The sequence below is a fragment of the Amniculibacterium aquaticum genome (assembly GCF_003852705.1).
GTDB lineage: Bacteria > Bacteroidota > Bacteroidia > Flavobacteriales > Weeksellaceae > Amniculibacterium > Amniculibacterium aquaticum.
On record NZ_REFA01000002.1, the window covers coordinates 1 to 26796 of the forward strand.

The 26796-nt window shown below is 38.4% G+C and carries 21 protein-coding genes, 1 tRNA gene and 1 riboswitch; of the genes, 12 read left to right on the forward strand and 10 right to left on the reverse strand.

What is annotated here, in order from left to right; genetic code table 11:
* Positions 1-524, forward strand: a 524-nt coding sequence (locus EIY84_RS01385) for a transposase (protein ID WP_206428184.1), incomplete at its 5' end; no start/stop codon positions are given.
* A gap of 231 nt (positions 525-755) precedes the next feature.
* Here EIY84_RS01385 and ccsA read toward each other — a convergent pair.
* From ccsA to EIY84_RS01410, 5 genes are all read right to left on the reverse strand, one after another.
* Complete coding sequence (gene ccsA / locus EIY84_RS01390; protein WP_124639747.1) at positions 756-4040, reverse strand: cytochrome c biogenesis protein CcsA; 3285 nt, start codon at positions 4038-4040, stop codon at positions 756-758.
* Positions 4041-4241: 201 nt separating this feature from the next.
* Entirely contained in the window at positions 4242-5702 is a 1461-nt protein-coding gene (locus EIY84_RS01395; RefSeq protein ID WP_124639749.1) for an LptF/LptG family permease, read from the reverse strand.
* A 66-nt stretch (positions 5703-5768) separates the two neighbouring features.
* Positions 5769-6416, reverse strand: a complete 648-nt coding sequence (locus EIY84_RS01400; protein WP_124639751.1) for a LolA family protein — start codon at positions 6414-6416, stop codon at positions 5769-5771.
* A gap of 108 nt (positions 6417-6524) precedes the next feature.
* Positions 6525-9008 carry an FtsK/SpoIIIE family DNA translocase gene (locus EIY84_RS01405; RefSeq protein ID WP_124639753.1) on the reverse strand — a complete coding sequence of 828 codons (2484 nt, stop codon included), beginning with the start codon at positions 9006-9008 and terminating at the stop codon, positions 6525-6527.
* Positions 9009-9156: 148 nt separating this feature from the next.
* On the reverse strand, positions 9157-9585 hold the full coding sequence (locus tag EIY84_RS01410) for a DUF4268 domain-containing protein (RefSeq protein ID WP_124639755.1): 429 nt from the start codon (positions 9583-9585) through the stop codon (positions 9157-9159).
* A gap of 57 nt (positions 9586-9642) precedes the next feature.
* Here EIY84_RS01410 and EIY84_RS01415 point away from each other — a divergent pair, with 57 nt between their 5' ends.
* Entirely contained in the window at positions 9643-9936 is a 294-nt protein-coding gene (locus tag EIY84_RS01415; protein WP_124639757.1) for a putative quinol monooxygenase, read from the forward strand.
* Between the two features lie 79 nt (positions 9937-10015).
* On the opposite strand, the gene EIY84_RS01420 is transcribed toward EIY84_RS01415, so the two are convergent.
* Positions 10016-10582: a YceI family protein gene (locus EIY84_RS01420; protein ID WP_124639759.1), complete on the reverse strand. Its 567-nt coding sequence runs from the start codon at positions 10580-10582 to the stop codon at positions 10016-10018.
* 208 nt (positions 10583-10790) lie between these two features.
* A complete protein-coding gene (locus EIY84_RS01425; RefSeq protein WP_124639761.1) occupies positions 10791-12464 on the reverse strand; it encodes a glutamine--tRNA ligase/YqeY domain fusion protein in 1674 nt (557 codons plus the stop codon).
* Between the two features lie 126 nt (positions 12465-12590).
* Between EIY84_RS01425 and EIY84_RS01430 the strand changes: the two genes are divergently transcribed.
* The gene (locus EIY84_RS01430; protein ID WP_124639763.1) at positions 12591-13718 is read left to right on the forward strand and encodes an alpha/beta hydrolase; all 1128 of its coding nucleotides are present in this window, start codon (positions 12591-12593) and stop codon (positions 13716-13718) included.
* On the opposite strand, the gene EIY84_RS01435 is transcribed toward EIY84_RS01430, so the two are convergent.
* A complete protein-coding gene (locus EIY84_RS01435) occupies positions 13715-14725 on the reverse strand; it encodes an o-succinylbenzoate synthase (RefSeq protein WP_124639765.1) in 1011 nt (336 codons plus the stop codon). The two genes, EIY84_RS01430 and EIY84_RS01435, sit on opposite strands and share 4 nt — an antisense overlap.
* Before the next feature lie 68 nt (positions 14726-14793).
* Positions 14794-15810: a class 1 fructose-bisphosphatase gene (fbp, locus tag EIY84_RS01440; RefSeq protein WP_124639767.1), complete on the reverse strand. Its 1017-nt coding sequence runs from the start codon at positions 15808-15810 to the stop codon at positions 14794-14796.
* A 330-nt stretch (positions 15811-16140) separates the two neighbouring features.
* Between fbp and EIY84_RS01445 the strand changes: the two genes are divergently transcribed.
* The 6 genes from EIY84_RS01445 (at position 16141) to EIY84_RS01470 (ending at position 21479) form a co-directional block, all read left to right on the forward strand.
* On the forward strand, positions 16141-17382 hold the full coding sequence (locus EIY84_RS01445; protein WP_124639769.1) for an aspartate kinase: 1242 nt from the start codon (positions 16141-16143) through the stop codon (positions 17380-17382).
* Between the two features lie 8 nt (positions 17383-17390).
* Positions 17391-19232, forward strand: coding sequence for a lysophospholipid acyltransferase family protein (locus tag EIY84_RS01450; protein ID WP_124639771.1), 1842 nt, complete (start codon positions 17391-17393; stop codon positions 19230-19232).
* 92 nt (positions 19233-19324) lie between these two features.
* Positions 19325-19397: transfer RNA gene (locus tag EIY84_RS01455), tRNA-Phe, on the forward strand.
* Between the two features lie 80 nt (positions 19398-19477).
* Complete coding sequence (locus tag EIY84_RS01460; RefSeq protein ID WP_124639773.1) at positions 19478-20641, forward strand: thioredoxin fold domain-containing protein; 1164 nt, start codon at positions 19478-19480, stop codon at positions 20639-20641.
* A gap of 1 nt (position 20642) precedes the next feature.
* On the forward strand, positions 20643-21254 hold the full coding sequence (locus EIY84_RS01465; RefSeq protein WP_124639775.1) for a DUF3575 domain-containing protein: 612 nt from the start codon (positions 20643-20645) through the stop codon (positions 21252-21254).
* A 24-nt stretch (positions 21255-21278) separates the two neighbouring features.
* The gene (locus EIY84_RS01470; protein ID WP_124639778.1) at positions 21279-21479 is read left to right on the forward strand and encodes a hypothetical protein; all 201 of its coding nucleotides are present in this window, start codon (positions 21279-21281) and stop codon (positions 21477-21479) included.
* Positions 21480-21695: 216 nt separating this feature from the next.
* On the opposite strand, the gene namA is transcribed toward EIY84_RS01470, so the two are convergent.
* Positions 21696-22754: an NADPH dehydrogenase NamA gene (namA, locus tag EIY84_RS01475; protein WP_124639780.1), complete on the reverse strand. Its 1059-nt coding sequence runs from the start codon at positions 22752-22754 to the stop codon at positions 21696-21698.
* Between the two features lie 148 nt (positions 22755-22902).
* On the opposite strand from namA, the gene EIY84_RS01480 reads away from it, so the two are divergent.
* The 3 genes from EIY84_RS01480 to EIY84_RS01490 all read left to right on the forward strand — a co-directional run bounded on the left by EIY84_RS01480 (position 22903) and on the right by EIY84_RS01490 (position 26706).
* On the forward strand, positions 22903-23382 hold the full coding sequence (locus EIY84_RS01480) for a cytidine deaminase (protein ID WP_124639782.1): 480 nt from the start codon (positions 22903-22905) through the stop codon (positions 23380-23382).
* Positions 23383-23605: 223 nt separating this feature from the next.
* Positions 23606-23798, forward strand: a riboswitch (cobalamin riboswitch).
* 27 nt (positions 23799-23825) lie between these two features.
* The gene (locus tag EIY84_RS01485) at positions 23826-25652 is read left to right on the forward strand and encodes a TonB-dependent receptor plug domain-containing protein (RefSeq protein WP_124639783.1); all 1827 of its coding nucleotides are present in this window, start codon (positions 23826-23828) and stop codon (positions 25650-25652) included.
* A 13-nt stretch (positions 25653-25665) separates the two neighbouring features.
* A complete protein-coding gene (locus EIY84_RS01490; protein ID WP_124639785.1) occupies positions 25666-26706 on the forward strand; it encodes a hypothetical protein in 1041 nt (346 codons plus the stop codon).
* Positions 26707-26796: the final 90 nt, after the last annotated feature.

Genomic DNA, 26796 nt, shown 5'->3' on the forward strand with positions numbered 1-26796 from the left:
CTTATAGTGGAAAAGAAAATCTGAAAATTGCCAGCGAACAGGATATAAAAATTGTTGCAAAGTTAAATCCATCCATTACACAAGGATGTAGGAAAGAAAAAGACCAGTTTGATTACAATAAGGATGCTGACAGATTTGTTTGTCCTGCCGGGCATTTAGCCATCAGAAAAGCCCGTCAGAACAGAAAGAATGTCGGCAAAAATCAAGCTGATGTATATTATTTTGATGTTGAAAAATGTAAAGTTTGCCCATTAAGAGAAGGTTGTTACAAAGACGGAGCAAAATCTAAAACCTACTCGGTTTCTATAAAATCAGAATTACACCAAGAACAGATGGCTTTTCAGGAAAGTGATTATTACAAAGAAAAGTCGAAACACCGGTATAAAATTGAAGCCAAAAACAGTGAACTTAAAAATGTTCATGGTTACAAAAGAGCCACTTCTTATGGAATAGAAAACATGCAAATGCAGGGAGCATTGGCTATTTTCGCAGTCAATTTGAAGAGGATCCTGAAATTAATCTAAGAAAAAGAGAACAAAATCATCATCTTTAAAACTCAGCTCCAATTAAATCAAAACAAGCTTTACAAAACCCATTAAATTTAGAACTCCAAAAAATGTAAAGAGCTTATTACCGATTTTAAAGTCGTGTAATAAGCTCTTAATTCTTGTCTGAAATTAAATCTTATTCAAAATGAAGATGGTTTTTCAGTGACCTCCAAATCAGGTGGCTTTTCGTGTATAAGGCATTCACTATTATTTTGAATTAAGCTTCTTAAATTTCCAGTAGGATACCGCTGAAATCAATACCATAAAGGCTAATCCCAGATATACCCACAACGGAACAGGAACAGGATCTCCTTTGGCGTAAGAATGCAATCCGCTCAGGTAATAGTTCACCCCGAAATAGGTCATCACCATGGAGCAGAAAGCGAATAAAGTTGCCACATGGAAAGCCCAACGGCTTCTAAGTCCCGGTACCAACCTCATGTGAAGTACAAAAGCATAGACCATGATGGAGATAAAAGCCCAAGTTTCTTTGGGATCCCAGCTCCAATATCTTCCCCAAGATTCATTGGCCCAAACGCCTCCTAAGAAATTACCCACGGTTAAAGCAAAAAGTCCTATGGTCAATGACATTTCCGAAACAATACCCAATTCTTTCAAAGTAGTATCGTGGTGTTTGGTGTACAAACCTTTGGAAGAAACGATGTAGAAGAACAGGGAAATGATCGCTATAATCATGGAGAGGGCAAAGAAACCGTAACTGGAGGTAATGATGGCGACATGAATAATCAACCAATACGATTTAAGTACCGGAGCCAGCGGAGTAATCTGAGGATCCAAAGCCGAACCTCCGTGTGCAAATCCCATCATGATCACCGCAACCATAAATCCGGCTGCCGGAATCAAGGCATTGGAGTTGCGGTACAACATCAAACCGGCGGTGATACCTACCCAAGAGATGAAAACAATGGCTTCGTAACCGTTGCTCCAAGGAGCATGTCCGGAAATGTACCATCGTGCTACCAATCCGGCAAAGTGTGCCAAGTAACCGACTATACCTACTGCGATAAGAACATTCAGTACGGTTTTTAATATTTTATTGGATTTAAACAATTCTATAAATCCTAAGATCAACAACAAACCTCCAATTATCGAATAGAAAATAAGAAGTTTTAGATTGATGTTTACTTGGTTCATGAAAACCTCTACATCGACCTTGGTTTTGGAAGGGACAACATTTTTCCCCCATTTTTGTTGATAGTCGGATAGTTTTTGAAGGGCATCGTCGGCTTGCTTCCAATTGCCGTCTCTTGTGGCGTCCAAAACGCTCAAGAAATACGGAGCCATGGTGCTTTGTGCCTCGTCATCGGGTTGTAATTCTTCGTTCAGCCACGAGTTCCAACGGTGGTTAGGGTCGTTTTTCACGGGAATAATTCTCATGAACTGACCGGTGAAAAATTCGTTGAAAACCTGAACTCTGTCGTTCACGGCGATCACTTCTTTGTCGTAGTTGGTCTGCTCCGAAGCTTTCTTACGGAACGCCGTGTTGTAATCGTCTTCCAAGACATAATGCAAACCGCCGTTGGCATCGGGAGGGAAAAGATTCATGAGAGAGGTGTATCCGTCGGCATTGGCTTTTGCTTTTTTCAACAGTTCTTCTCCACCTTTACTTCCAATTTTGATGAGCGGTACCATGGACCAACTCGGCGTATCGGTAGATACGGACAAAAACCATTGGTTGGCGGTCAATACCTTTCCGCTTTCGGATTTGAATTCGTCTTTTTTGTATAATTTTCTAAGAACATCCAAAGCTTGAGTGTTCATAGGGACAATTCTACCGTCGTAGTTTTGCACCAAAAGGTAACTGAATTTATCGGCGTGTTCCTTGGTTATTTTGTTTCTGGAGATGATCTCATCTGCCGTAATCACTCGAGAGGCTGCCAAAGGTTTTGCCGCTTGTTTTTGCTCTGGCTGTGCTTGGCTTTGTGCCGCAGGGACATCGTGGTTGTGTCCGGAGTGATCTTGTCCATCGTTTGGATCATGAACTTCTGTCTTAGGATTGGCTTTGCCATCGATGGTACCGTGCATGTCAATTTCTTGCGCATTCAACACCAAACTGAACACCAACAACAGTACGGTAAGACCTCTTTTTTTACTTACATCTTTCAGCATTTTATTTAATTTCCAAAAATGAGTTCCTTTCCAGAAGAAGCTGACAAACATTCCTAAAAATAACAATCCGTAACCGATGTAGGTAATGAGAGTCCCCCAAAAATCGTGGTTTACAGAAAGTCGAGTACCTTTTCTGTCCGGGTCAAAGCTGGCTTGAAAAAAACGGTATCCGTCGTAGTTTAGGATGTGGTTCATGTAGATTTTATAAGGGGTTTGCTTGCCTTTGTCCACGATGCTTACATGACTTTCATAGGCACTTGGCGATTGGGATCCCGGATAGGTTTCCATCACAAATTTGTCCAATTTTAGGGAAAATGGTGTGGTGTACACTTTGGGACCGTATCCCACCATCATGTTCATACCGTCCATGGACACTTGTTTGTATGCATTGGGATTGCCTTTTTCTACAACGAGATCGACCATTTTTTTAGACTTAGGGCCTTCAATTTCAATGGTCAGCTGGTCGTTTAGGTTTTCGTCTTTTTTCTTGTCGCCTTCCACAGCGATCAATTTTCCGGTTCTGATGCCTTCTGGGACAACAATTTTCAGTTCGTTGATGGTGTACAAACTTCTCAACACCAAAGGTTGAAATTCATTGGCCTTGGTGTTTCCCGTTGCTTGGGTAGCCATGGTCATGAATTGCGATTCAACTGGAGTTTTCAGCAACAATTCGTTGTTTTCTTTTTCAAACTCGATGGCGCCTTCAATATTTCTATTGAAAGTAACCAAAGTCCCTTGGATGTTTTTGGCTTCACCGGATTTTAGGTAAAAATTCTCACGGCCAGACTGTCCGGCAACCACAAAATGCAGGTATTCTGTTTTTTCGGCACCGGCAACCAAGCTGTCTTTTTTTCTTTGAATATAATCAACGGCTCTTACTTTAATTTTTTTGCCATGAAAATCATAATTGGCTTTAAAGTTTTTATGAAGAGGCGTGATCAGGTACGGTATGTCTTGATAGCTGAGGACATCGCCCTTTTCTTCAATTTGAATTTTGAAAAAATCTTTACTCGATACAATTTCGTTAGAGGATTCGCCTTCGCGGATGTGCATTTGTCCTTCATAACTGATGTATCGCGTGATGGCTCCACCTATAAAAATAAGAATGAATGCCAAGTGGAAAGTCAAAACCGCCCATTTTTCCTTTTTCCAAAGTCGGTATCTGGCAATGTTCCCTACAAAATTGATGATCAGTAACAACATGACCAACTCAAACCATTTGGCTTCATAAATCAAAGCTTTGGCCGAAGGAGTCCCGTAGTCGTTTTCAAGAAATGTAGCATAAGCCATTGCAAAGGCGTAAACCAAGATGAGAACCGCCATGGTTCTGGTAGAAACGAGAATCTTGTATATCTTGTCCATAAGAAAAAAATAAAGATTTGTAAAATTTTTTGATGTGCAAAAATACAGAAGGAAAAACGATTAAAAGAATTTATAAGGTTAATTTATTCTAAATTAAACCGAATTATGTCAATAGTTTTTATCTATAATGAATTTTTAAGAAGTCTTAAAAAAGTAAAAAAAAGTCTTTTATGCTTTTTTTAATTCAGTAATCGAATGAAATTATTGATACCTTTTGTGCTCTTTATTCTTTGTGAATTTAGAAATAATGGGTTTGAATAGTGCTCTATATTTCTCAATATCAAAAAGTTGAGAGTCGGTGAGTGCTTTGTAGGTGAGCCAAGACCCGAACGGCAAAAGGATCATGTTGGGCAACCATGCCGCAAGATAAGGGTTGATGGTACCGTTCCAAGCGATATTCTCAACGGACAGGTTCATGATGTAGAAGATGATAAAAATCACAATGGCAATAATCACCGGAAGTCCCATCCCTCCTTTTCGGATGATGGATCCCAAACTGGCTCCAATTAAAAAGAAGATAACGCAAGTTACCGAATACGCAATGATGCGCTGTTGGTACATGATGACTTTTGAATAGTACTTTAAAATAGGAAGTATTTCGGCTTTCTTGGATTCAGAAGTCATTTTTAGCGTTTCAATTTTTTGATAGGCTGCAAGCAGAACTTCATTTTTTTTCTGTTGTTCTATTTTTTCTAAATCAAACTGTGGGGAAATTTGATTTTTGTTTTTGGATTTGGTTTTGTCGATGTATTCCACATAACTGTTGGTTTGCGCCACCAATTCGGTATTGATGTTTTTAAAATTCTGTCGACTGTCTTTTACCGTTTGTGCAATGGTACCGTTCAGTTCATTGTAGGTCTGAAAACGATAGTCATCGGTAATTTTTTCGTCATCAATGGCTTTCTTAAGAATTTCACTGATGTCGAAATGAGAAACCAAGGTGTCAAATTTTATGGCTTGATCGGGTTGCCTTCTTCTGGAATTTACGGTTTGGTTAGAGACCATATCCTCGAAAACATAACCGTTGTACAATTCCAATTTCAGGTAATTGCTGTTGCTGGCTGGCACAAATCGTCCTTTTTTAGCCAAAATAGATTGCTGGTTTTCAAAAGCATAGGCTTTTTTATGAATGAAAATTCCTTCCAATTCGGTAGCGTTTTCACCATAGACTTTGTCAAATTTTACCAAATATCCAGGAATTTGATCGATAAATTGTCCCGGTGTAAAGTTGAGAGCCGGTTTGGTCGATGCAATATTATACAACATGTTTTTCGCCTTTCTTTGGAAGTCGGGTATGATGTTGTTAGAAAAGAAAAACAGCAAAATGGACAGCAAGATAGAAACGAAAAACAAAGGCATCATCGTCCTGGTGAGCGAGGTCCCTGAGGCTTTTAGTGCGGCCAATTCGTACCTTTCGCCCAGATCACCAAAGGTCATGATGGAGGCCAAAAGTATGGTGAGCGGCATAACCAAAGAGATGACGCTGACTCCCAGATAAAACAAAAGTTTGATAATTTCCCAATAGCTCAACCCTTTGCCCATGAACTGGCTCAACTGTATCCAGATGATGTTCACAATAAATATGAAGAACAAAACACTGAATATGAAAAGAAAGGGACCAAAAAAGGTTTTTATGATGTATCGGTCGATTATTTTTAACATGGGGCAAAATTATAAAAAAAAGCCACAACGACTTGCTTTGTGACTTATACTTTTATGGAAAAAAATCTACAATTCTGTAATGATGTAGTTTTTGAATTTATTTTTATCAAAGCTGAACATGGCGGGCGACAACTTTTGATTTTCTTTGTAGCCTTGGATCTCTATCACGGCAATGTCCTTGTTTTTCCCGTGTTGTTCCAATTTTACAATCTGTTTTTTAGCTCCGTTGATGTAGAGATAGACGGCATCCAAACCGTTGGATTTTATGGGATCCAATTTGATGACATCCGTGTTGATGCCTTTCACCATTTTTTTGCCTTCGTAACTTACATTGTATTCTTTTCTGTAGTTGGAAAGGTAGTTGATGGGGGAGAACATTGCTGCATTGGCATTGGGCTTGGCAATGGTTACTTCCATGTCTTCTTCGTTGATGTTGTATATTTTTTGGCCATCGAAAATTTGTTCGGTGCCCATGATTTTCAACTTGTACTTGTCGCCTGAAGCGTAATAAATTCCCGGTTCGACTTTAGAAACCTTACCGTTGGTACCGGATCCAAATGAAAATTTGAAGTACGAATTTTTCTTGGCGTTGTAACTGGTCGTCACCGCATCGAGGATGGTTTTGGATTTGTCATCGATTTTTTGGGCAAAAGACCAAGTTGTCGCTCCGACTACCGATACCGTAAGGATTATTTTTTTGAAGAATGCTGTCATAATAAATTAAAATATCTGTTGTGGTTTTTCAAAAATCGTTCCACAAAAGGGTGGTGAGGGTAGTGTTTGTGATTATTTTAACATTTATTTTGTTTGAAAAAAATGCGATTAACCTTTTAGTTCCTCTAAGAAATTTTCCAAAGAATTCAGATCCGAGATCATCACCTCTCTGGCTTTGGCTCCGTTGAATCCTCCAACAATTCCAGAGGCTTCCAACTGATCCATGATTCTTCCCGCACGATTGTAGCCCAGTTTCAGCTGTCTTTGCAACATCGAGGTCGATCCTTGTTGGGTAGAAACCACTATTCTGGCTGCTTCTTCAAAAAGTGCATCTTTCTCGTTCGGGTCAAATCCTACGGTGCTGGCTTGGTTTTCTTCATTCGGAACTTCTGGCAATACAAATGCAGAGGCATATCCTTTTTGTTCCCCGATAAAGTCAACAATCTTCTCGACCTCCGGAGTGTCCACAAATGCACATTGCAAACGAAGGATTTCATTTCCATTAAAATAAAGCATGTCTCCTTTTCCAATCAATTGATCGGCTCCTGGAGAGTCTAAAATCGTTCTGGAATCGACCGAAGAAATTACTCTAAACGCAGCTCTTGCCGGGAAGTTGGCTTTGATCATCCCGGTAATTACATTTACCGAAGGTCTTTGTGTAGCCACAATCAGGTGTATGCCTACCGCTCTTGCCAGCTGTGCCAATCGGGCGATTGGATGTTCCACCTCTTTCCCTGCCGTCATAATCAGGTCGGCAAACTCGTCCACCACCAAAACAATGTAAGGCAAGTATCGATGTCCGTTTTCTGGATTGAGTTTTCTTTCGGAGAATTTTTTATTGTATTCTTTTATCGTTCTACAGAACGCATTTTTCAGCAATTCGTATCGGGTATCCATCTCGATGCACAAGGAGTTGAGCGTGTTGATTACCTTGTGGGTATCGGTGATGATGGCATCTTCGGCATCGGGCAATTTGGCCAAATAATGCCTCTCTATTTTTGAGTAGAGTGTAAGTTCAACTTTTTTAGGATCGACCATCACGAATTTCAATTCGCTAGGGTGTTTTTTGTACAACAACGAAGTAAGTATGGCATTGATCCCCACGGATTTTCCTTGTCCTGTAGCTCCTGCCATCAATAGGTGAGGCATTTTTGCCAAATCGGCCATGAAAATTTCGTTGGAGATGGTTTTTCCAAAAACAACAGGCAAATCCATATCGGTATTTTGGAACTTGTGCGAGTTGAGAACACTGCGCATGGAGACCATGGACGGATTTTTTCTTGGTACCTCAATTCCAATCGTTCCTTTGCCGGGCATGGGTGCGATGATCCTAATCCCAAGTGCCGAAAGGTTCAGAGCGATGTCGTCTTGTAATTTTTTTATGGAATTTACTCGGATTCCGTCTTCTGGGACTATTTCGTATAAAGTTACCGTTGGACCAATGGTTGCCTTAATTTGTTTGATGCCTACATTGAAATTCTTGAGAAGTCCAACAATTTTATTTTTATTTTCTTCTAACTCTTCTTGGTTGATGGAGATTTCCTCATTTCCATAATCTTTCAGTAAATCGGCGGTGGGGAATTGAAATCCAGCCAAATCCAAACGGTGGTCGTAAAGTCCGTGTTTTTCCACCAAATCGTTGGATTTTTGTTCGGGATCCAAAACCTCATCTTTTACTTCGGCAATTTCCACTTCGAAACCAACAGCTTCCGAAATGTTGGCAGCTTGTGGTTTTGGGTTGGTGTTTTGAGGTTCGGTTGTTTTTACAGGCGAAGGTGTCATTTCTACCACCGTAGAAGTTGGTGCAACAGCTTCTTCAAAAGAGGTGTTGTTGGGTGTTTTAATCTCGAAAGACGATGGACTTTCTTTTGTTTTGTCAAAAGGACTGGGTCTTTTTTCAACAATTTGCTGGGTCGTTTCAGATTCTTTTTCTTCAACATCATTTTCTTCATCCACATCAAAATATTCTTCAGTTTCGGATTTTGGCATCATGGATTTTACCCTTCCAACGGTTTGTTCATTGATATCGTCTAATTTTTGCTTAACGGTACTGGGTCTTAGATTGAATTCTAAAACAAAATACAAGAGAATGCTGAATACCAAAGCTACCCAAAGCCCTACGGAGCCAATGATGGACTCCAGGTAATCCATTATTTGATAGCCGTACACTCCACTGTAAGCGCCTTCGCCCTTGGTAATGGCTGCAATGAAAATGGGCAGCCAACAGATGAAAAATAAAGAATGTCCCAGGGTTTTCCAAGGTTTGAAGAAATTTTTCTTCATGATGAGGGTTCCCCATACAAACAGTAAGAAGGCAACAACAAAAGCGGCTAAACCAAAGGTGTCGAATACAAAGACATTGCCTAGCCAGTCGCCTAATTTGCCAAACCAACTGGTCGATCTTACCGTTTTATCCAATAATGCACCTCTCAAGCTTTGGTTGGCTTGCCAATTTTTCAGGAATGAAAAAAAGGAAATAACCATTACAACTGAGGTTGTAATTAAGGTTAAACCAAAAAATATTCTGGATTTCGAGAGGTAATTCGATGCCGTTTCGGCTTTGGTTTTTGTGGTAGATGTGTTTTTTTCCATAGTATCAATGATGGCAAATTTAAAGAAAAAATAACATGAAATTGAATTTGGAAATTATATTTTTTTAACTCTACGACTGTTGAAATAAAATATTTTTTGTTTTGATTTTTGGATAAAAAAACAAGTTCTTCACTTTCAAACTCATGCATCAAACATCGCGGATAAAATCTTCGTACTCCAAGAAAAACGCTTCGAAGGCGGACATTTTTTCGTTGAAAAATTCGAAAATTACAGGCCAAGAGTTTTTGTTGAAAACCGAAACCGAATCGATACCAATCCAAATTCTGGAGATGATTTTTTGATTGTTTAGGACATAAGTGTCGTCCTTTACAAACTCGCCAAGATAGTCTTGAAGTTGGTCTTCCAAAGACCAAATCTTATTATAATAAGCCTCCCGGAATAGTTCGTCCTTCATCTCTATGTCCAAAGAGACTTCGGCTTTTTTGTTATCGACATAAAACTTGAAAGCAAAATCTTTTATTTTGGTATCGTAGAGCATCCATTTTCTCGGAAAACTCTTTCCGAATGCGGTCCAGAACTCTTTTTTTAATTGTGCGGCTTCTTCTTTACTAAACATTTTGCAAATATTTTAAATAAATTTGAGTTTTCTATTACTTTTGCAAAAAATTTTCACATGCAGCATTTACACATTGTCGCTTTATTGCGTTTTAGGGAAAATCATTTAGAAGAAGCCAAAAAATTATTGACCCAATTGGTTACCGAAACCAGAAAAGAACCGGGTTGTTTGCAATACGATTTGATCGAAGACCGAGAGAAAAAAGCCACTTTTTTTATAGTTGAACGATGGGAGAGTCACGACCACCATGCCGAACATGGCAACGCTCCGCACCTGAGTTTTTTCCGTACTCAATCCATGCCGATGATCAAAGAAAGTACAGAAGTCTATCACGGTTACAAAATGTTTTAATGCAAGGGATATAAATAAGAACCCCTCCAACATCGTGTTAGAGGGGTTCTTTCTTTATAAAAAGTGTAGTGTGTCGTTCTTATTTTGCAGATACAGAGATTTGCATATCGATGTCGTCTTTTAGCAAGACATCTTGCATGGAGATTTTGTAAGAAACATCAAATTTTTGTCTGTCCCAAGCAAATTTGTTGGAAGCAATGGTTACAAGTCCTTTGTTGTTGGTAATGGTTGCAGGGAAAGAAACAACATTGGTTTTTCCTTTGATGGTCAAGTTACCGGTTACCAAATAATTGTATTTTTTATCGTTGTTTTTCTTTACAGAAGTAATTTTATAAGAAGCTGTAGGGTGCTTGTCAACTTCGAAGAAATCTCCGTTTTTCAAGTGGTTGTCCAATTTTGTTTTGTACTCACCGCTAAGGTCAGTTGTATTGATGGTATTCATGTCAAACACGAAAGATCCTCCCACTACTTGGTTTCCTTTCATCACAATGTTTCCGGATTTTACACCTAAAGTTCCGGTGTGAGAAGAGGCTTCGGTTTTAGCCAATTTGTAACCCCACCACTGGATGTTGGACGATACTACTTTTTTTGCTTGACCAAATGCCAAAGTTCCTGTAAGAACCGCTAGTAATGCTAACTTTTTCATTTTTTAATATTATTTTAATTTTTTTGTTGCCGCAAATTTATCAACTATTGTACGAATGCTCTGTTGATCTATGTTAAGAAATGATTTTTTGACATGACAAAAATCAAGTTTGATATGGATTTGATATGGCTAAAAGGGGTGGACGAAAAAATCCACCTCATATAAATAAGGTGGATGAATTGTTATCCGAATTGTATTTCAAGAGAACTTATTCCGGTTTGTAGGAGTCCTTCAAGGTTACCGTTCTGTTGAAAACCAATTTGTTGTCTGTAGAATCTTGGTCTTTGGTGAAATACCCAATTCTTTGAAACTGCAGAGGTTCTTCGACTTTTACATTTTTCAGTTCAGGCTCGGCATAGGCTGTGGTCAGCACCAAAGATTCTGGATTGATGTAGTCTAAAAAGTCGGTTTCTTTTTCGGCATCCGGTTGTTCTACCGTAAATAATCGATCGTACAATCTAACATCTACAGGCAAGGCGTGTTCTGCCGAAACCCAATGCAGCGTTCCTTTTACTTTTCTAAGGCTTTCTTCTGTACCGCTTCCGGATTTGGATTTTTCATCATACGATGCAAATATGGTCGTGATGTTGCCTTCTTGATCTTTTTCTACTCTTTCCGCTTTGATGATGTAGGCCGATTTCAAACGAACTTCGCCCCCCAACTTTAATCTGAAAAATTTATTGTTGGCTTCTTCCTTAAAGTCTTCTCTCTCGATGTACAACACTTTGGAGAAAGGTACTTTTCTTGTTCCTGCGTTAGGATCTTCAGGGTTGTTTTCTGTATCCAACCATTCTTCGTGGTTTTCAGGATAGTTTTCGATCACCAATTTCACGGGATCCATAACCACCATCATTCTTTTGGATACTTTGTTCAGGTCTTCTCTTACGCAGAATTCCAAAAGTTGAATGTCGATCAAATTTTCTCTTTTTGCTACTCCCACTTTTTCAATAAAATTGCGGATGGCTTTTGGAGTGTACCCTTTTCTTCTCATTCCGGAGATGGTCGGCATTCTTGGGTCGTCCCAACCGGTTACGGCATTTTCGGCCACCAATCGTTGCAATTTTCTTTTGGAAGTGATCATGTAGGTCACATTCATCCTGGCAAATTCTCTTTGCTTGTTTTTAACTTTAGATTCGTCATAGACCTGATCCAGATACCAGTTGTACAGAGGTCTGTGGTTTTCGAATTCCAAAGAACAAAGCGAGTGCGAAATTTGCTCCAGATAATCACTCTCTCCATGAGCCCAGTCGTACATCGGATAGATTTTCCATTCGGTACCCGTTCTGTGGTGCGGTCTTTTCAGGATTCTGTACATCACAGGATCTCTCATGTTCATGTTAGGGGAAGTCATATCGATTTTTGCACGAAGCGACATAGAGCCTTCTTCAAATTCTCCGTCTTTCATTTTTTGGAACAAGTCCAAAGATTCTTCGATCGGTCTATTTCTGTACGGGCTTTCAACTCCAGGTTCGGTAGGATTTTTTCTTTGTTCGGTGATCAATTCAGACGCTTGTTCGTCCACATAGGCTTTTCCGTCCTTGATCAGTTGTACGGCCCAGTCGTAAAGTTGTGAAAAATAATCTGAGGCATACAATTCTTTATCCCATTGGAAACCCAACCATGCGACATCTTTCTTGATGGAATCCACAAATTCTTGTTCTTCTTTCTCGGGGTTGGTGTCATCAAAACGAAGGTTGACCGGTGCATTGTATTTTAGTCCCAAACCAAAATTAATGCAAATGGCTTTGGTGTGTCCTACATGCAGGTATCCGTTGGGTTCTGGTGGGAAACGAAAACGCAATTGCTCTCTTCCCAAACCGTTGGCCAAATCTTCTTCTATAATTTGTTCAATAAAATTTAAAGGTTTTTTTTCTATATCCATGGATAAAAATATTGTAGCGCAAAGGTAATAAAAACAAGTTTGAAAGTGAAAAGTAAAATCAGGCTTTTTCCTAGTCAAAAAAACAGGTATAGCCTTTATATTTGTTAGAAACTAAAACCCATAACCATGTCTATTTTTATCCTCAGCAACCGAAAAATTGTTAGAAATAAAGGCGAAAAGCAAGATTCTTTTTCTAACGACGAATATTCTTTACCCAATTTTAGAATTGCACGATGCAACATTGATCAGATACCGGATTCGAAAAATATTAAAAAGAAGGATTATAAAAACCGAGCCATTTTGGATTATAAAATTCTCTCCGAACCCGAAGATTATGGATATTCTAAAGTTTTGGATCTTTTATTGAAAGAAAAAGGGCTCAAGAACAGCCCGATAATTGCCGATAACCTCGGCGGAACGCAAAGGATGTTTTACGAATTGTACAAATCCATGGTGAACGCAGGCAAGAAATCTCGTGATGTCATGATTTTTATTCATGGATATGCCTATACTTTCGATGATGAGCTAAAAGCAATTTTGGATCTCAAGAAAATGTTTATAGACAATAAAAATACACCGATTGAAAATATTATTTTCATTTCATGGCCGGCCTCCAGCACGGTGTTCCCATTGACTTATTTCGATGATAAAATGATGAGCATCAACAGTGGACATTCTCTAATGCGTTTGTTTTATTTGTACACCCAATTTTTGAAGGAGATTTTTTCCAATAAAGACTTGGTGCCGTGCAATCAAAAAATACATTTGGTAGCCCATTCCATGGGGAATAGAGTGCTACAAAGCATGCTGTACAGTCTGAAAACGGAAAACATCAGTCGTGTCATCGATCAGGTAATCTTGATGAATGCCGATGTTACGGCTCGAGTGTTTGAAGAGTCCGAAGAATCCTTTTGTAAACTACCCAAATTAGCGAATAGAATTTCTATCTATATCAACAAGAAAGATTTGGTGCTGAATATTTCGCAATTTTCTAAAAATATCCTCTCACCGAGATTGGGGAAATCCGGACCTAGCAATTTTGAAAAACTGAAAGATGTGGTTTCGGTCATCGATTGTACCCATGCCAAAAACGACCTCAATTCATCCCTGAAAATGGAGTTGGGAGAACATTGGGGATATCTTTCCAGTTCATCGGTTCAGAAAGATATTTATGAAAACCTGAAAGGCACAGAAAAAACGCTGATTGCGAATCGAAAAAATATTGACGGCTCTACATTCGAGTTGTTGGCTTAAATTATTTTTTTGAAATACAATTGATCGCCTTCCAAATCGAGTTTGGAATCAAAATTATTGGTGTACAATGCTCCTGTCCCTAAACCTTGTGGCATGGGATTGTTTTTGGTGAATGTGTACTGGGCAATGGCATTCAGTCCGATGTTGCTTTCCAAAGCCGAAGTGATCCACCAGCCGATGTTTCGTTTTTCTGCAAGACCAATCCACTCGTCACAACTGGAGAAACCTCCTACCAATGCGGGTTTTAGGATGATGTATTGGGGTCTGATTTCCTCTAAAAGTTTAATTTTCTGTTCAAAATTTACTATGCCAATCAATTCTTCATCCAATGCGATTGAGGTGGGAGTGGTCGCGCAAAGCTTCTGCATATCCTCGATCTGACCGGCTTTTATGGGTTGTTCTATGGAATGGATTTTCAATTCTGCTAAGTCGTTAAGTACTTCTTTGGCTTGTTCAACTGAAAATCCACCGTTGGCATCCACACGGATTTCTAAAATGTTTTTGTTGTAACGGTTGCGCAATTCCTTTAGAATTTTCTTTTCTGCAGGCCAATCGACCCCGATCTTTAGCTTGATGCAATCAAAACCTTTGGATAATTTATCTTCAATTTGTTCGGTCATAAAATCAACCGACCCCATCCAGATCAATCCATTAATTTTTATGGCCTTATTTTGGGTGGTGAATGCTGAAGGGAAATACAAATCTCCTCCGTGTTTTAGGTTGAGGAAGGCTTGTTCCCATCCGAAAATAATGGAAGGATATTGGATCAGCTCTTTTTGTATGAACGCCTTATTTTGATTGATGTTTTCGCAAAGCCACTGCAGTTTTTCTTCATAATCGGGTAGGTCATCGCAGCTCAATCCTCGGAAAAGAGCACATTCTCCAATTCCTCTTTTGCCTTCGTGTTCTATGGTCAGAATGAAGGTTTCTTTGGTGTGCAGGATGCCTCTGGAGGTGCCGCTGGCTTGTTTGAATTGTAAACTATAAGGTTGAAAACGGGCTTTCATTTGGATAAAATTTAAAAAGAATTTCCAAAGCCAAGCTTTGGAAATTTTGTATTGTAATGAGCAAATTATTAATCTTTTACGGCATCCATTCTCATGAACTCTTCTGCTTTTTCTACCATTTTTTTAGATCCACAGAAGAAAGGAACTCTTTGGTGCAATTCGCTAGGTTCAATTTCCATAATTCTGTTAAACCCATCGCTGGCAATTCCGCCGGCTTGTTCTGTGATGAAGGCCATAGGATTGCATTCGTACAACAATCGTAATTTTCCGTTTGGTGCATTGGCGTAAGAAGGGTAGATGTATATCCCACCTTTGATCATGTTTCTATGGAAATCCGACACTAAAGAACCGATGTATCTTGAGGTGTAAGGCCTGTCACCTTCCATCATTTGGCAGTATTTCAAATAGTTTTTCACCCCTTGTGGGAATTTTATGTAATTTCCCTCGTTGATGGAGTATATTTTACCTTCTTCTGGGAATTTCATATTCGGGTGAGAGAGGTAATAGGTTCCCAAGCCTGGATCCAGTGTAAAACCGTTCACCCCGTTTCCTGTTGTAAAAACAATCATGGTCGATGATCCGTACACCACATAACCTGCAGCTACTTGCTGGGTTCCTTTTTGTAAGAAATCTTTCAGTTCAACAGGAGTTCCGGGTTCAGTAACTCTTCTGTAAATGGAGAAAATGGTACCCACAGAAACATTTACATCGATGTTTGAAGATCCGTCCAAAGGATCGATAAGAACAACATATTTGCTCATATCACCGTTGGCAGTGCTTTTTATTTCAATAAAATCATCGTTTTCTTCGGAGGCAATTCCACAAACGACTTCTCTTTGAGAAAGGGCTGCGATAAAAATTTCGTTGGCAATGACATCCAGTTTTTGTTGTTGCTCACCTTGTATGTTGGTGTTTCCTGCAACTCCTATGATGTTGGCAATCCCGGCTTTATTTACTTCTCTGTTTACAACTTTCGAGGCCAATCGTATGGCTGAAAGCAATCGAGAAAGTTCACCTGTAGAGTATTGAAAATCCTCTTGTTTGTCAATAATAAATTCGCCCAGCGTTTGTAAAGAATCGTCCATGAATCGTTTTTTTTTCAGAATTTTCCAAAATTCGTAAAATTTCACAATACAAAACAACTTATTTTCTAACTAATGATACATTTCATGTCCTTAGACAAAATGAATGTCGGAGTAGCAGAGTCTAATTTGTTTTCGGAGTGCTGATTACTATGATCGATAAGAGTTGTTTGGGATTTAAACTTATTCGTAATTATTCGTTTTTTTTATAAATGTTTTTGCATTAATTGGTAATTTTTAGCTTAATTTTAAATCTAAATTTTTATTTTTGAAGATTAAATTAAAAATTTCAAATCCAGAAAGTCGCAAACAGGTGATTTGCAAACAACTACAATGAAAGTATTCAAATTTGGTGGTGCATCGGTTAAAGATGCAGAAAGTATTAAAAATGTATCCTTGGTTTTGGAAAATCAAGGATTTGAAAATTGTCTGTTGGTGGTTTCCGCAATGGGGAAGACGACCAACGCTTTAGAATCGGTTGTCGAACTTTATTTTGATAAGAAGGACTATCACGATGCAATACAAACCATCAAAGTCAAACACATTGAAATTGCCGAGGGCCTTTTCCCAAAGGAACATCCTGTTTTCTCGGAAATAGCCTTGTTTTTTGACGATGTCGAATCTTTTTTAAGAAGAAACAAATCCCCAAATTTCAACTTTGTTTATGACCAAGTGGTGAGTTGTGGAGAAATGATTTCTTCTAAAATATTAAGCGAATACCTGAACGATATTCAGTTTTCTAACCAATGGTTGGATGCTAGAGATTTTATAAAAACCGATAACAATTACCGTGAAGGAACCATTGATTGGGAACTGACCACGGAAAATATTGAAGCATTGAATCCCAATTTGTGCTATGTAACACAAGGGTTTATCGGATCCGAGGAGAATAGCTTTTCCGTAACCTTGGGAAGGGAAGGATCCGACTATTCGGCAGCTGTTTTTGCATATTGTATGAATGCCGATTCCATGACGATTTGGAAAGATGTGCCCGGTGTGATGACAGGAGATCCCAGAAAGTTTGATCGTGTGTCTTTGCTTTCAAACATTTCGTATGAAGAAGCCATTGAAATGGCATATTACGGTGCATCGGTTATTCACCCCAAAACCTTGCAGCCGCTGCAACAAAAAAACATTCCTTTTTATGTGAAATCTTTTCTGAATCCAACAGAAGCAGGGACTAAAATTGGAAATTCTGAAAACAACCAAAAAGAAGAGTCGTACATATTGAAAGAAAATCAGCTTTTATTTCATATCGATACCAGAGATTTTTCTTTTATCGCAGAAGAGCACATGAGTGAGATTTTCTCCTATTTGGCACAATACAAAATCAAGGTGTCACTGATGCAGAATTCGGCGATTTCTCTTGCACTTTGTTTGGAAGATAAATTTGGGAATTATGAGCTGTTTTCCAAGAATTTAGAAAATAATTTCAATATAAAAGTGTATAAAAATGTTTCATTATTCACGGTAAGAAATGTAAGAATGGAAACCATAGACCAATTTTACAAAGGAAAAACCATCTTATTGGAGCAGATTTCTAGACAGACCTTACAAATGATCATTCAATCTTAAACACAACGATGAGCCTAGTTACCAAACAAGACTTGATAAAAGCAGCCGGACTAAATAAAATAGGATTTTTAAAAAATCCTGTGGCTTCGGCATTGATGAAGTTATCCAAGATTAATGAAGTCAACACGCTTTACGACAAATTAAAAGACAAAAAAGGTAAAGATTTCTTTGAGTCTTTTGTAAAAGAAAGAGATTTACAATACATCGTTTTTGAGGAAGATTTGGCTAAAATCCCAAAAACAGGCCCTTTTATTCTGGTCTCTAACCATCCGTTGGGTGCGATTGATGGGATATTGATGTGTAAAATATTGAGCGAAATTCGACCTGACTTCAAAGTGATGGGGAATTTTTTATTGTCCAAAATAAAACCTATGGAGCCGTATGTTATTGCGGTAAATCCTTTTGAAGGAAGAAAAGAATTGCACAGCTCTGCCAACGGGATGCGCGAAACGCTAAAACACCTTCAGGACGGAGGTTGTATCGGGATATTCCCGGCCGGTGAGGTATCTAACAAAAACAATCCTTACGGTGAGGTTTTAGATAAAGACTGGGAAAAGCCAGCGCTGAAGCTGATAAAAATGGCGAAAGTGCCTGTGGTTCCTATGTATTTTCATGCTGTAAACTCTCCGTTGTTCTATAATATGGCCAAGTTGCATCCGGATTTGCAAACCCTACTTTTACCATCGGAAATGATGAATAAAAGAGAAGAACCGATCCGAGTTAGAATCGGTAAATCGGTTTCTGTAAAAGTGATGGAAGAGCAAGAAAGCATTGATGAACTGGGACAATTCCTGAAAGGAAAGGTCTATATGCTTCAATCTTATTTTGACCGTAGAAAGTCGGTTTCTGAAATATTAAAATTACCCAATTTGAAACTGAACTTTTCTCTAAATAAATCTGAAAATATCGTTCAGAACATCATTGACGAAACTCCTAAAGAAGATATTGTAAAAGAAGTCAATCGGTTGAAAAATACCGATAAAATGCTGTTTAGCAACGGAAATTACGATGTCTATTTTACCCGTTATGACGAAATTCCGTCCGTCATGAGGGAGATCGGAAGGCAGAGGGAACTTACATTTCGTGATGTAGGCGAAGGAAGCAATATGCCGTTTGATTTGGACGAATATGATAAACACTACCACCACATGTTTCTTTGGGACAATAACGAAGAAAAAATTGCGGGTGCTTACCGCATGGGATTGGGTTGTGAGATCATGAAAAAAATGGGTATTGATGGGTTTTATACCGCTTCTTTATTCGAATTTGATCAGGAATTGCAGCCGTTTTTCCGTAAGGTGATCGAGATGGGAAGAGCATATATTTCCAAGGAGTATCAGCAAAAGCCATTGCCTTTATTCTTGTTGTGGAGGGGGATTATTCATGTTTGTCTTAGAAATCCCGAACACAAATTCCTAATGGGTGGTGTGAGTATTTCCAATAAATTTTCAGAATTTTCAAAATCCTTGATTATTGAATTTATGCGATCGCATTATTACGATTCGGCAGTGGCTCAATATGTGCACCCAAAAAATGAATTCAAAGTAAAGTTAAGGGAAAGAGATCGTAATTTGTTTTTTGACGAATTGGAGGCCGATCTGAATAAATTGGATAGGATGATCGATGATCTGGAACCGGAAATGAGACTGCCGGTTCTTATTAAAAAGTATATCAAACAGAACGCAAAGGTCATTTCCTTTAATGTAGATCCCAGCTTCAACGATGCTATTGATGGATTGATGTACATTCGCATCAGTGAAATCCCTGAAAGTACTTTGAAACCGGTTTTGGAAGAGATAAGCGAACAGATTTCTAGAGAACAAGAAAATAATTCTGTTGATAATCAGTAGTTTTTATAAAATTTACAGAAAACAGTTGCAAGTTAGGGCAAAAGGTAATACTTTTGCCGCACGATAAATCAGAACAGGCTGTTTGTCTTAATGGTTTCTTAGCTCAGTTGGTAGAGCAACGGATTGAAAATCCGTGTGTCCCTGGTTCGATTCCTGGAGAAACCACAAACCACTCTTTTTTAAGGGTGGTTTTTTGTATTTTAATATATTCTAAAATTTGTAAATTCGCTCCTCGTAATAATAGTATGAAAACAGCAATAAGTGCATTAATGCTCATGGCTTCCGTCTGGAATTTCGCGCAAGGAATTAAATTTGAAGAAAATGCAAGCTTCAAATCCGTTTTAGAAAAAGCCAAGAAAGAGAAGAAAATCATTTTTATAGATGCTTACGCCTCATGGTGCGGTCCGTGTAAAATGATGACCAAAAATATTTTTCCACTAAAAACCGTGGGCGATTATTACAATAAAAACTTCATCAATTTGGCGATGGATATGGAAAAAGGAGAGGGAATGGGTATAGCACAAAAATACGGAGTAACCTCCTATCCGACTTATCTTTTTGTAAATGGAAATGGAGATCTCGTGCACAAGGATTTGGGCTATATGGAGGCCGATGCATTTGTAAAAGCCGGGGAAGAAGCGCAAAATACCCTAAAGCTTGGCAGTTTGAAAGAACGGTTCGAAAAAGGGGAATCGTCGCCGGATTTCTTAAAAAAAATAATCAAACAATATTACCAATCGGATTACGATTTGGCAAAAAAAGCATCCGAAAAATATTTTGCTCAAAAGTCGGGTGCACTCGATCAAGAGGAATTGGGATTGCTTTTTGGATTTATAAAAAATGAAGACGATCCGAATTTTATGTATGTTGAAAAACATTATTCTGAAATTGTAAAACTGGTTCCTGAACAATCACTGAAAAATTTTTTAACTCCATTGAGGTTAAAGGCGATCATTTCTAAGTCACTCAACGATAATAAAGAGGTGAATGAAGCGTATTTTTTAGAAAAAACCATCCCACTTCTTGGTAAGATAGAAGCAGAAAATTATCTGAACCAATTAAAACTGAATCTTTTTCTGGAAAAAAAGCAGTACGATCGATATGAAAAACTAGCCCTGAACTTGTACCAAGATCCAGAAGCTAAAAATGTAAATGATTTGGCAGCAGCAGCAAAGGTTTTTGCCCTTCATATCAAAAATCCCGTTTCATTAAAAATGGCGCAAGTTTGGGCAGAAAAATCGGTGATGGTCAACGAAACAGCTGAAAACACCTATGCGTTAGCGAAACTTCTTTTTTTGAATGGAAAAAAACAAGAGGCTCGAGATTATGCAAAATTATCTAAAATTATCGCCGAAAAACAACAACAAAACGCAGACGAGATTGATCTCTTGATAAAAGAATTGCAATAAAATGAAAAAAATATTTTTTTTAACTTTTTTACTTTCAGTACTATCTGTTGAAGCCCAAAATAAACTTTATGCTAAAGGCAATGCTCTTTTTGCACCATTTGGGATCATCAATATTGGATTAGAAAAGCAGGTGGCTCCAAAATATACCCTACAGGCAGAAGTTTTTGTCTCTCCTTGGAAATCTTTTGCGGGAAAAGACGCTCAGATTTTTATGTTCGGATTGGACGGAAGGTACTATTTTAACGAGGCTTTCAAGTCTTGGTATGTCGGGGCAAATGCAAGTCTAACTTATTTTAAAATTCAAAAATGGAATTATTGGAACGATAATGTTTTCCAGTTGGATGCTACAACAAAACCGTATATTAATTCCAACCTCTACCAAGAAGGTTTTGGCTTTATGTTGGGCGCTGTTGTAGGGTATCAGTTTCAATTGTCAGAAAAATGGCTTATGGATTTTTATGCAGGTTTTGGATCGGTTCAGGAGTTTTACAAAGGATACGATAAGATTTCAGGCGAACGATACGACGATCCTTACCATACAAGAGTGTGGAATAGAAGTGGAGAATTCTTACCCTACAAAGGTGGTGTGATGATCTCTTATCAACTAAAATAAATTTAAATAAAATTGTAAATCAATATGAATTTTAAAGGTGTAAAACTGTATCTCTCTATGCTAATCGCCTTTGTGGTGGTCTTTTTGATGAACTACTTGGGATCCGATGCCGACGATCGATTGTACAGAGCGTTGCTCAACGGATTGGCCGGTGGTATCGGTTTGGGTATTAGTTTGTGGTACATGAGCAGGAAGAATAACGATGACCATCATCAGATGGATTAAAAAAAAGAAAAATCCTTTTTCAGAAATTTGAAAAAGGATTTTTTATTAGCGATCGTTTTAGTTTATTTCAATCGTTCTGCAGTCGATTTTGAGAATTCCAGAAATTAGGCAAGTACCAAAGTGCAAACGATCTGTGGCGAAGGAAAATTTTATTTTCTCTTAGAGCCTGTTTAGAAACAATCGAATTATTATTTCGGTGAAATTTTAAACGGGTTCTTAATTTTTGTGGATTCTGGCTCTTTCATATTGCACAGGAAAATAGCAGTTTTCTCCGTTTTGTTGAGCGTTTTGACTGGCGAGGTACGGATTTCGAAGTAATTCTCGTGCTACGAATACCAAATCGGCTTCTTGTTTTTGTAAAATTTCTTCTGCTTGTTCGGCATTTTTTATCAAACCAACAGCGCCGGTCTTCATTCCTGTTTTCTCACGGATTTCCGCAGCAAAAGGAACTTGGTAACCATCAAACAAAGTAATTCTTGCTCCGTGGACATTGCCACCACTGGAAACATCGATCAAATCTACATTTTTAAATTTCAATACTTCGGATAATTTTACACTGTCGTCTAAGCTCCATCCGTTTTCGGTATATTCTGTTGCCGAAATCCGAACGAAAAGGGGGTGGTTTTCATCCAAAATGGCATTCACTTCATCCACCACTTCTATTAAAAAACGAATTCTATTTTCAAAACTACCTCCGTATTCATCGGCTCTGGAGTTGGAAAGTGGCGAGAGAAATTGGTGTAAAAGATACCCGTGTGCAGCATGAATTTCAATCACATCAAATCCGGCATTTACCGATCGTATAGCCGCATTTTTAAAGTCAATTGTTATTTGTGCAATTTCCTCTTTTGTTAGTTCGTGAGGGGGTCTTTCTCCTTCCAGATAAGGGGTTTTACTGGGAGCTACCGTTTCCCAACCTTCTTCCAAAGACAATTGTACCCCATTCCAAGTGGATGCTTTTCTCCCCGCATGCGCAAGCTGAATTCCGGTTTTAGATGAGGTGTTTTCGTGGATGTATTTGTTTATTCTTTTTAACGATTCGGCTTGTTCGTCGTTCCAAATTCCAAGACATTTGTGCGTGATTCTTCCTTCGGGAACAATGCCGCTGGCTTCTACCATGACCAATCCTATTCCGCCATGAGCTCTACTGATATAATGAACGAAATGAAAATCGTTGGCCACTCCATTTTCAGCAGAATACATGCACATGGGCGACATTACCCAACGGTTTTCCAGTGTTAAATTTCTAAGCGTTAGTGTTTCGTAGAGTTTCATAATGATTATTTTGGGTAAATATAACCAATATTGAGAGAGTTTTTTGTCGAAATTAAAGGAATTTTGGAAGAAAACATGCTGATTTTCTTAAAAGTGTTTTAAAATTTCAAATTAAATACAGTATTTTTACCCTCCGATTTTATTTAAGATGGAAAAAGAACTGAAAATCAATTTCGAGATTATTGAAGATAAAAATAGTTTGAATGCTATTGAAAATAAACTGTACAATGCCGCTATGGAAGCCCGAACCAAGGCATATGCCGTTTACTCCAATTTTTGGGTAGGTTGTGCCATTTTGTTGGAAAATGGCGAAGTGGTAACAGGAAGCAATCAAGAAAATGCTGCATATCCTACCGGTTCTTGTGCCGAAAGGACGGCTATTTTTTGGGCTTCGGCCAATTATCCAAATATGAAAATTGAGAAATTATTCGTTATTGGAGCTCCCAAAGATGCTTTGAAATCGGTTCCTATTCCGCCTTGTGGCAATTGCCGACAAACCATTTTGGAGTATGAGGTGAAGCAAGATGAAAATATTGAAATTTATTTTGCCTCCTTGGATGGGGAGATCTACAAAACCAAATCCATCCGAAGTCTTTTACCGTTTTCTTTTGACGCTTCGTATTTGTAAGAGCCACGGTATTCGCTTTTTAATAACTATGTGAAAAATTTATTTTCTATGATATCTTTTATTCATTATTTTACTTAAAAAGTCTATGAATCTATGGGGTTTAATATTTTCACCACATAGTCACATAGGTTTTTGGTATGTAATAGAGGATTCTCATAGAAGCATTGCTTTCACAATAGCATAAAATTTATATGCGAACGCCGTTGTAAAGAGCAAAATATTTTTTAGCATTCAATAATATAATCTATCTTTGCACAAGTTTTGGAAAAGGGAATGGTGTGCAATTCACCAACTGTCCCCGCAACTGTAAAAGCTGCTGCCATTTTTTGGTAAAGAACGACAAATAATCCACTGATTTTTTCGGGAAGGAGTCGTTTAGCTAAGTCAGGAAACCTTGCCATAACCTTTGATTATTACAACTTTCGGAGGAAAAGTAGATTTTTATGAAGACAAAATTAGCATTTGCAGCACTGCTCTGCGCACATTTTTTTTACTCCCAGGAGAAGGAAGTGAAAATTGATACGGTCGTTATTTTCGATAAAAAATTATCCGGACAAGATCGTTTTCACTCTATTCAAAAAATCTCTCCGGATCAAGTTCTAAAAAACGCCACCAACCTATCAGAAGTTTTACGATTCCAAACGCCAATTTATATCAAAGAGAACGGTAGAGGCTCTGTATCTTCGCCTTCATTTCGTGGGACCACAGCTCAGCAAACGGCTTTTTTGTGGAACGGGCTTAACATTAATTCGGTTTTTTTAGGTCAAGGAGATATCAACAACATTGGTTTTTTATTGGCCGATGAGCTCAGCGTGAAGTCCGGTGGAGGATCGGTGATGTACGGATCTGCAGCGATTGGTGGAAGCATTCACCTGAACAATACTTTGACTTTTAACAAAGGATTTAGAAATCAACTCTATTCGGAAGCCGCTTCATACGGTACTTTTCAAAATATTTTAAAAACTTCGTACAGCAACGATCAGTTCAGCGTTCAGCTCTCGGCTCATCATGGTGTTAGCGAAAACGATTACCATGTTGATGAAGTAAACTATACCAACTGGAACGGAAAATTCAGCAACGGAGCGGTTAATTTGGGTTTGGCGTATAAAATAAATCCTCAGCATCAAATTTCGTGGATCTCCGAATATTACAAGGGAAATCAACACTTTCCGATTTTTGATCCAGGACAAACGAAATCCAAATACCTGAGTACTAATTTTAGAACACTCGGGTTGTGGGATTGGACTTCTGAAAAATTCAACAATCATCTGCGATTGGCATTTACCGAAGACGAGTTTCAGTATTTTCAGGATAAAAATGGATTGCAAAGTTCCGGCGGTACCGCCAAGAATTTCATCCTGAAAAACGATTTTGATTTTGATTTTTCCAAACAAGTATCTTTAAATGTTGTGGCCGAACTTCAGCAAAATAAAGCCCAAGGTTATCTTTCCGGAATCGATGAGGTAAGCCGTTCGGTGTTTTCAGGAGCTGCGCTTTTGAGGTATCAACCCACAGCTGATTTTCAGTTTGAAGCAGGAACAAAAAAAGAATCTGTACAAAAAATAAAATCGCCGTGGTTGTTTTCATTTGCCGGAAAATGGTCGGCATTGCCGAATTTCCAAACAGCCATTTCGGTTTCTAAAAATTTTAGATATCCCTCGTTCAACGATTTGTATTTTCAACCCGGAGGAAATCTCGATTTGCAACCGGAAACTTCCATGCAATACGAATGGAAAAACGAATGGAAGAATAGAAATTTTTCCTTTAGCCTAACTCCATATTTTATGGATATTTCCGATATGATCCGTTGGTTGCCCACTTCTGAGGGATATTGGAAGGCGTTCAATACCAATAAAGTACAATCTTACGGTGTAGAAACTCTGTTTACTTTTCAAAAAAAATGGAACGATCATTCGGTGAAAGCTTCTTTGGGCTATGCGTACACAAAATCCATCAACCAAGAAACCCGTATGCAATTGATGTATGTGCCGTATCACAAAGGCAACGGAATGGTTGAATATCAGTACAAGAAAAATAAAATTTATTTGCAGGCTTTGGCCAACGGAAAAACCTATACCGATAGTATGCAAAAGGAGATGGATGCATTGCAACCCTATTTTATCCTGAATTCCGGAATCGAATTTCCTTGGACTGCGCATGTTGTTGTGGGTGCGAAAGTGAATAACATCTTCAGTGAGGTATATGCAACAACAGCGTATTATTATATGCCAACCAGAAATTTTTCAGCAACCTTGAAACTTAACTTTTAAAAAAATAATTATAATGAATTTCAAAAAAATTGTATCGATTGCCTTTGCATCGGCTTTGCTTTTTACGACTTCTTGTCGCAACGAATCTACATTTACCGAAGAGTATCCTAAAGGTAAATATGAAGACGGGATCTTAATGGCCAACGAAGGGAATTTCGGAACTCCAAACGCTGATGTAACCTTTGCCAGCAATGATTTGTCCTCTGTAGCTCAGCAAATCTTCAAAACCAATAACAACAATGAGAATTTGGGTGATGTTTTGCAACACATTGGTTTTTATTCTAAGTATGCATTTTTGGTACTAAACAATACCGATAAGGTAAAAGTAGTGGATCGTTTTGGATTCAACAAAGTTGCCGAGATTACCGAGCAATTGAACAACCCAAGATACATTGCTTTCAACAACAACAAAATTTACATTACCAACGATACGAAGTATGTAAACATCTACGATGCTAATAATTTGGCTTTCATTAGCCGTTTGAACATCAACGATACCGCAGAAAGAATTGTATCTGCGGGTAATAATATTTTTGTACAAAATGCAGCTTGGGGGTACGGTAACAAAATTACCTACATCAACGGATCCGATAGCACTGTCAACTCTCAGATCACCGTTCCTAACGGACAAATCCAAAAAATTATAGCCGATAACGGTTTCGTGTACGCTATAGCTTCCGACGCTGCTGCAGATTCGTACATTTATCAAATTTCTTCTACAGGTGCCATTACCAAAACCATCAATTTGACGGGTATTAGCAAAGCTGCCAACTTGACCATTGACGGTGGAAAGTTCTACTTTACATCTGGAATGAAAATTTATGGAATGAATGTGAATGCATCCACCATACCAACCTCACCAATCGTTACGGCTACCGAAAGTGCACCGTATTCCGGATTGTACGGATTTGATGTTATCGGAGGTCGTATCTATACTTCCGATGCTCAAGGATTTACCGCAGACAGCAAAGTAACTGTTTACGATGCCAACAACGGATCGATCATCAAGGTTATCGATGCGGGTAGAGGTACCAACGGTTTCTACAAAAACTAAAAACCCAATATTTTATTAAACTGAGAGGGAGTCGGATTTATTTCGATTCCCTTTTTTATTCAATTAAATTGGTCGTTTTTCCAGCTATCC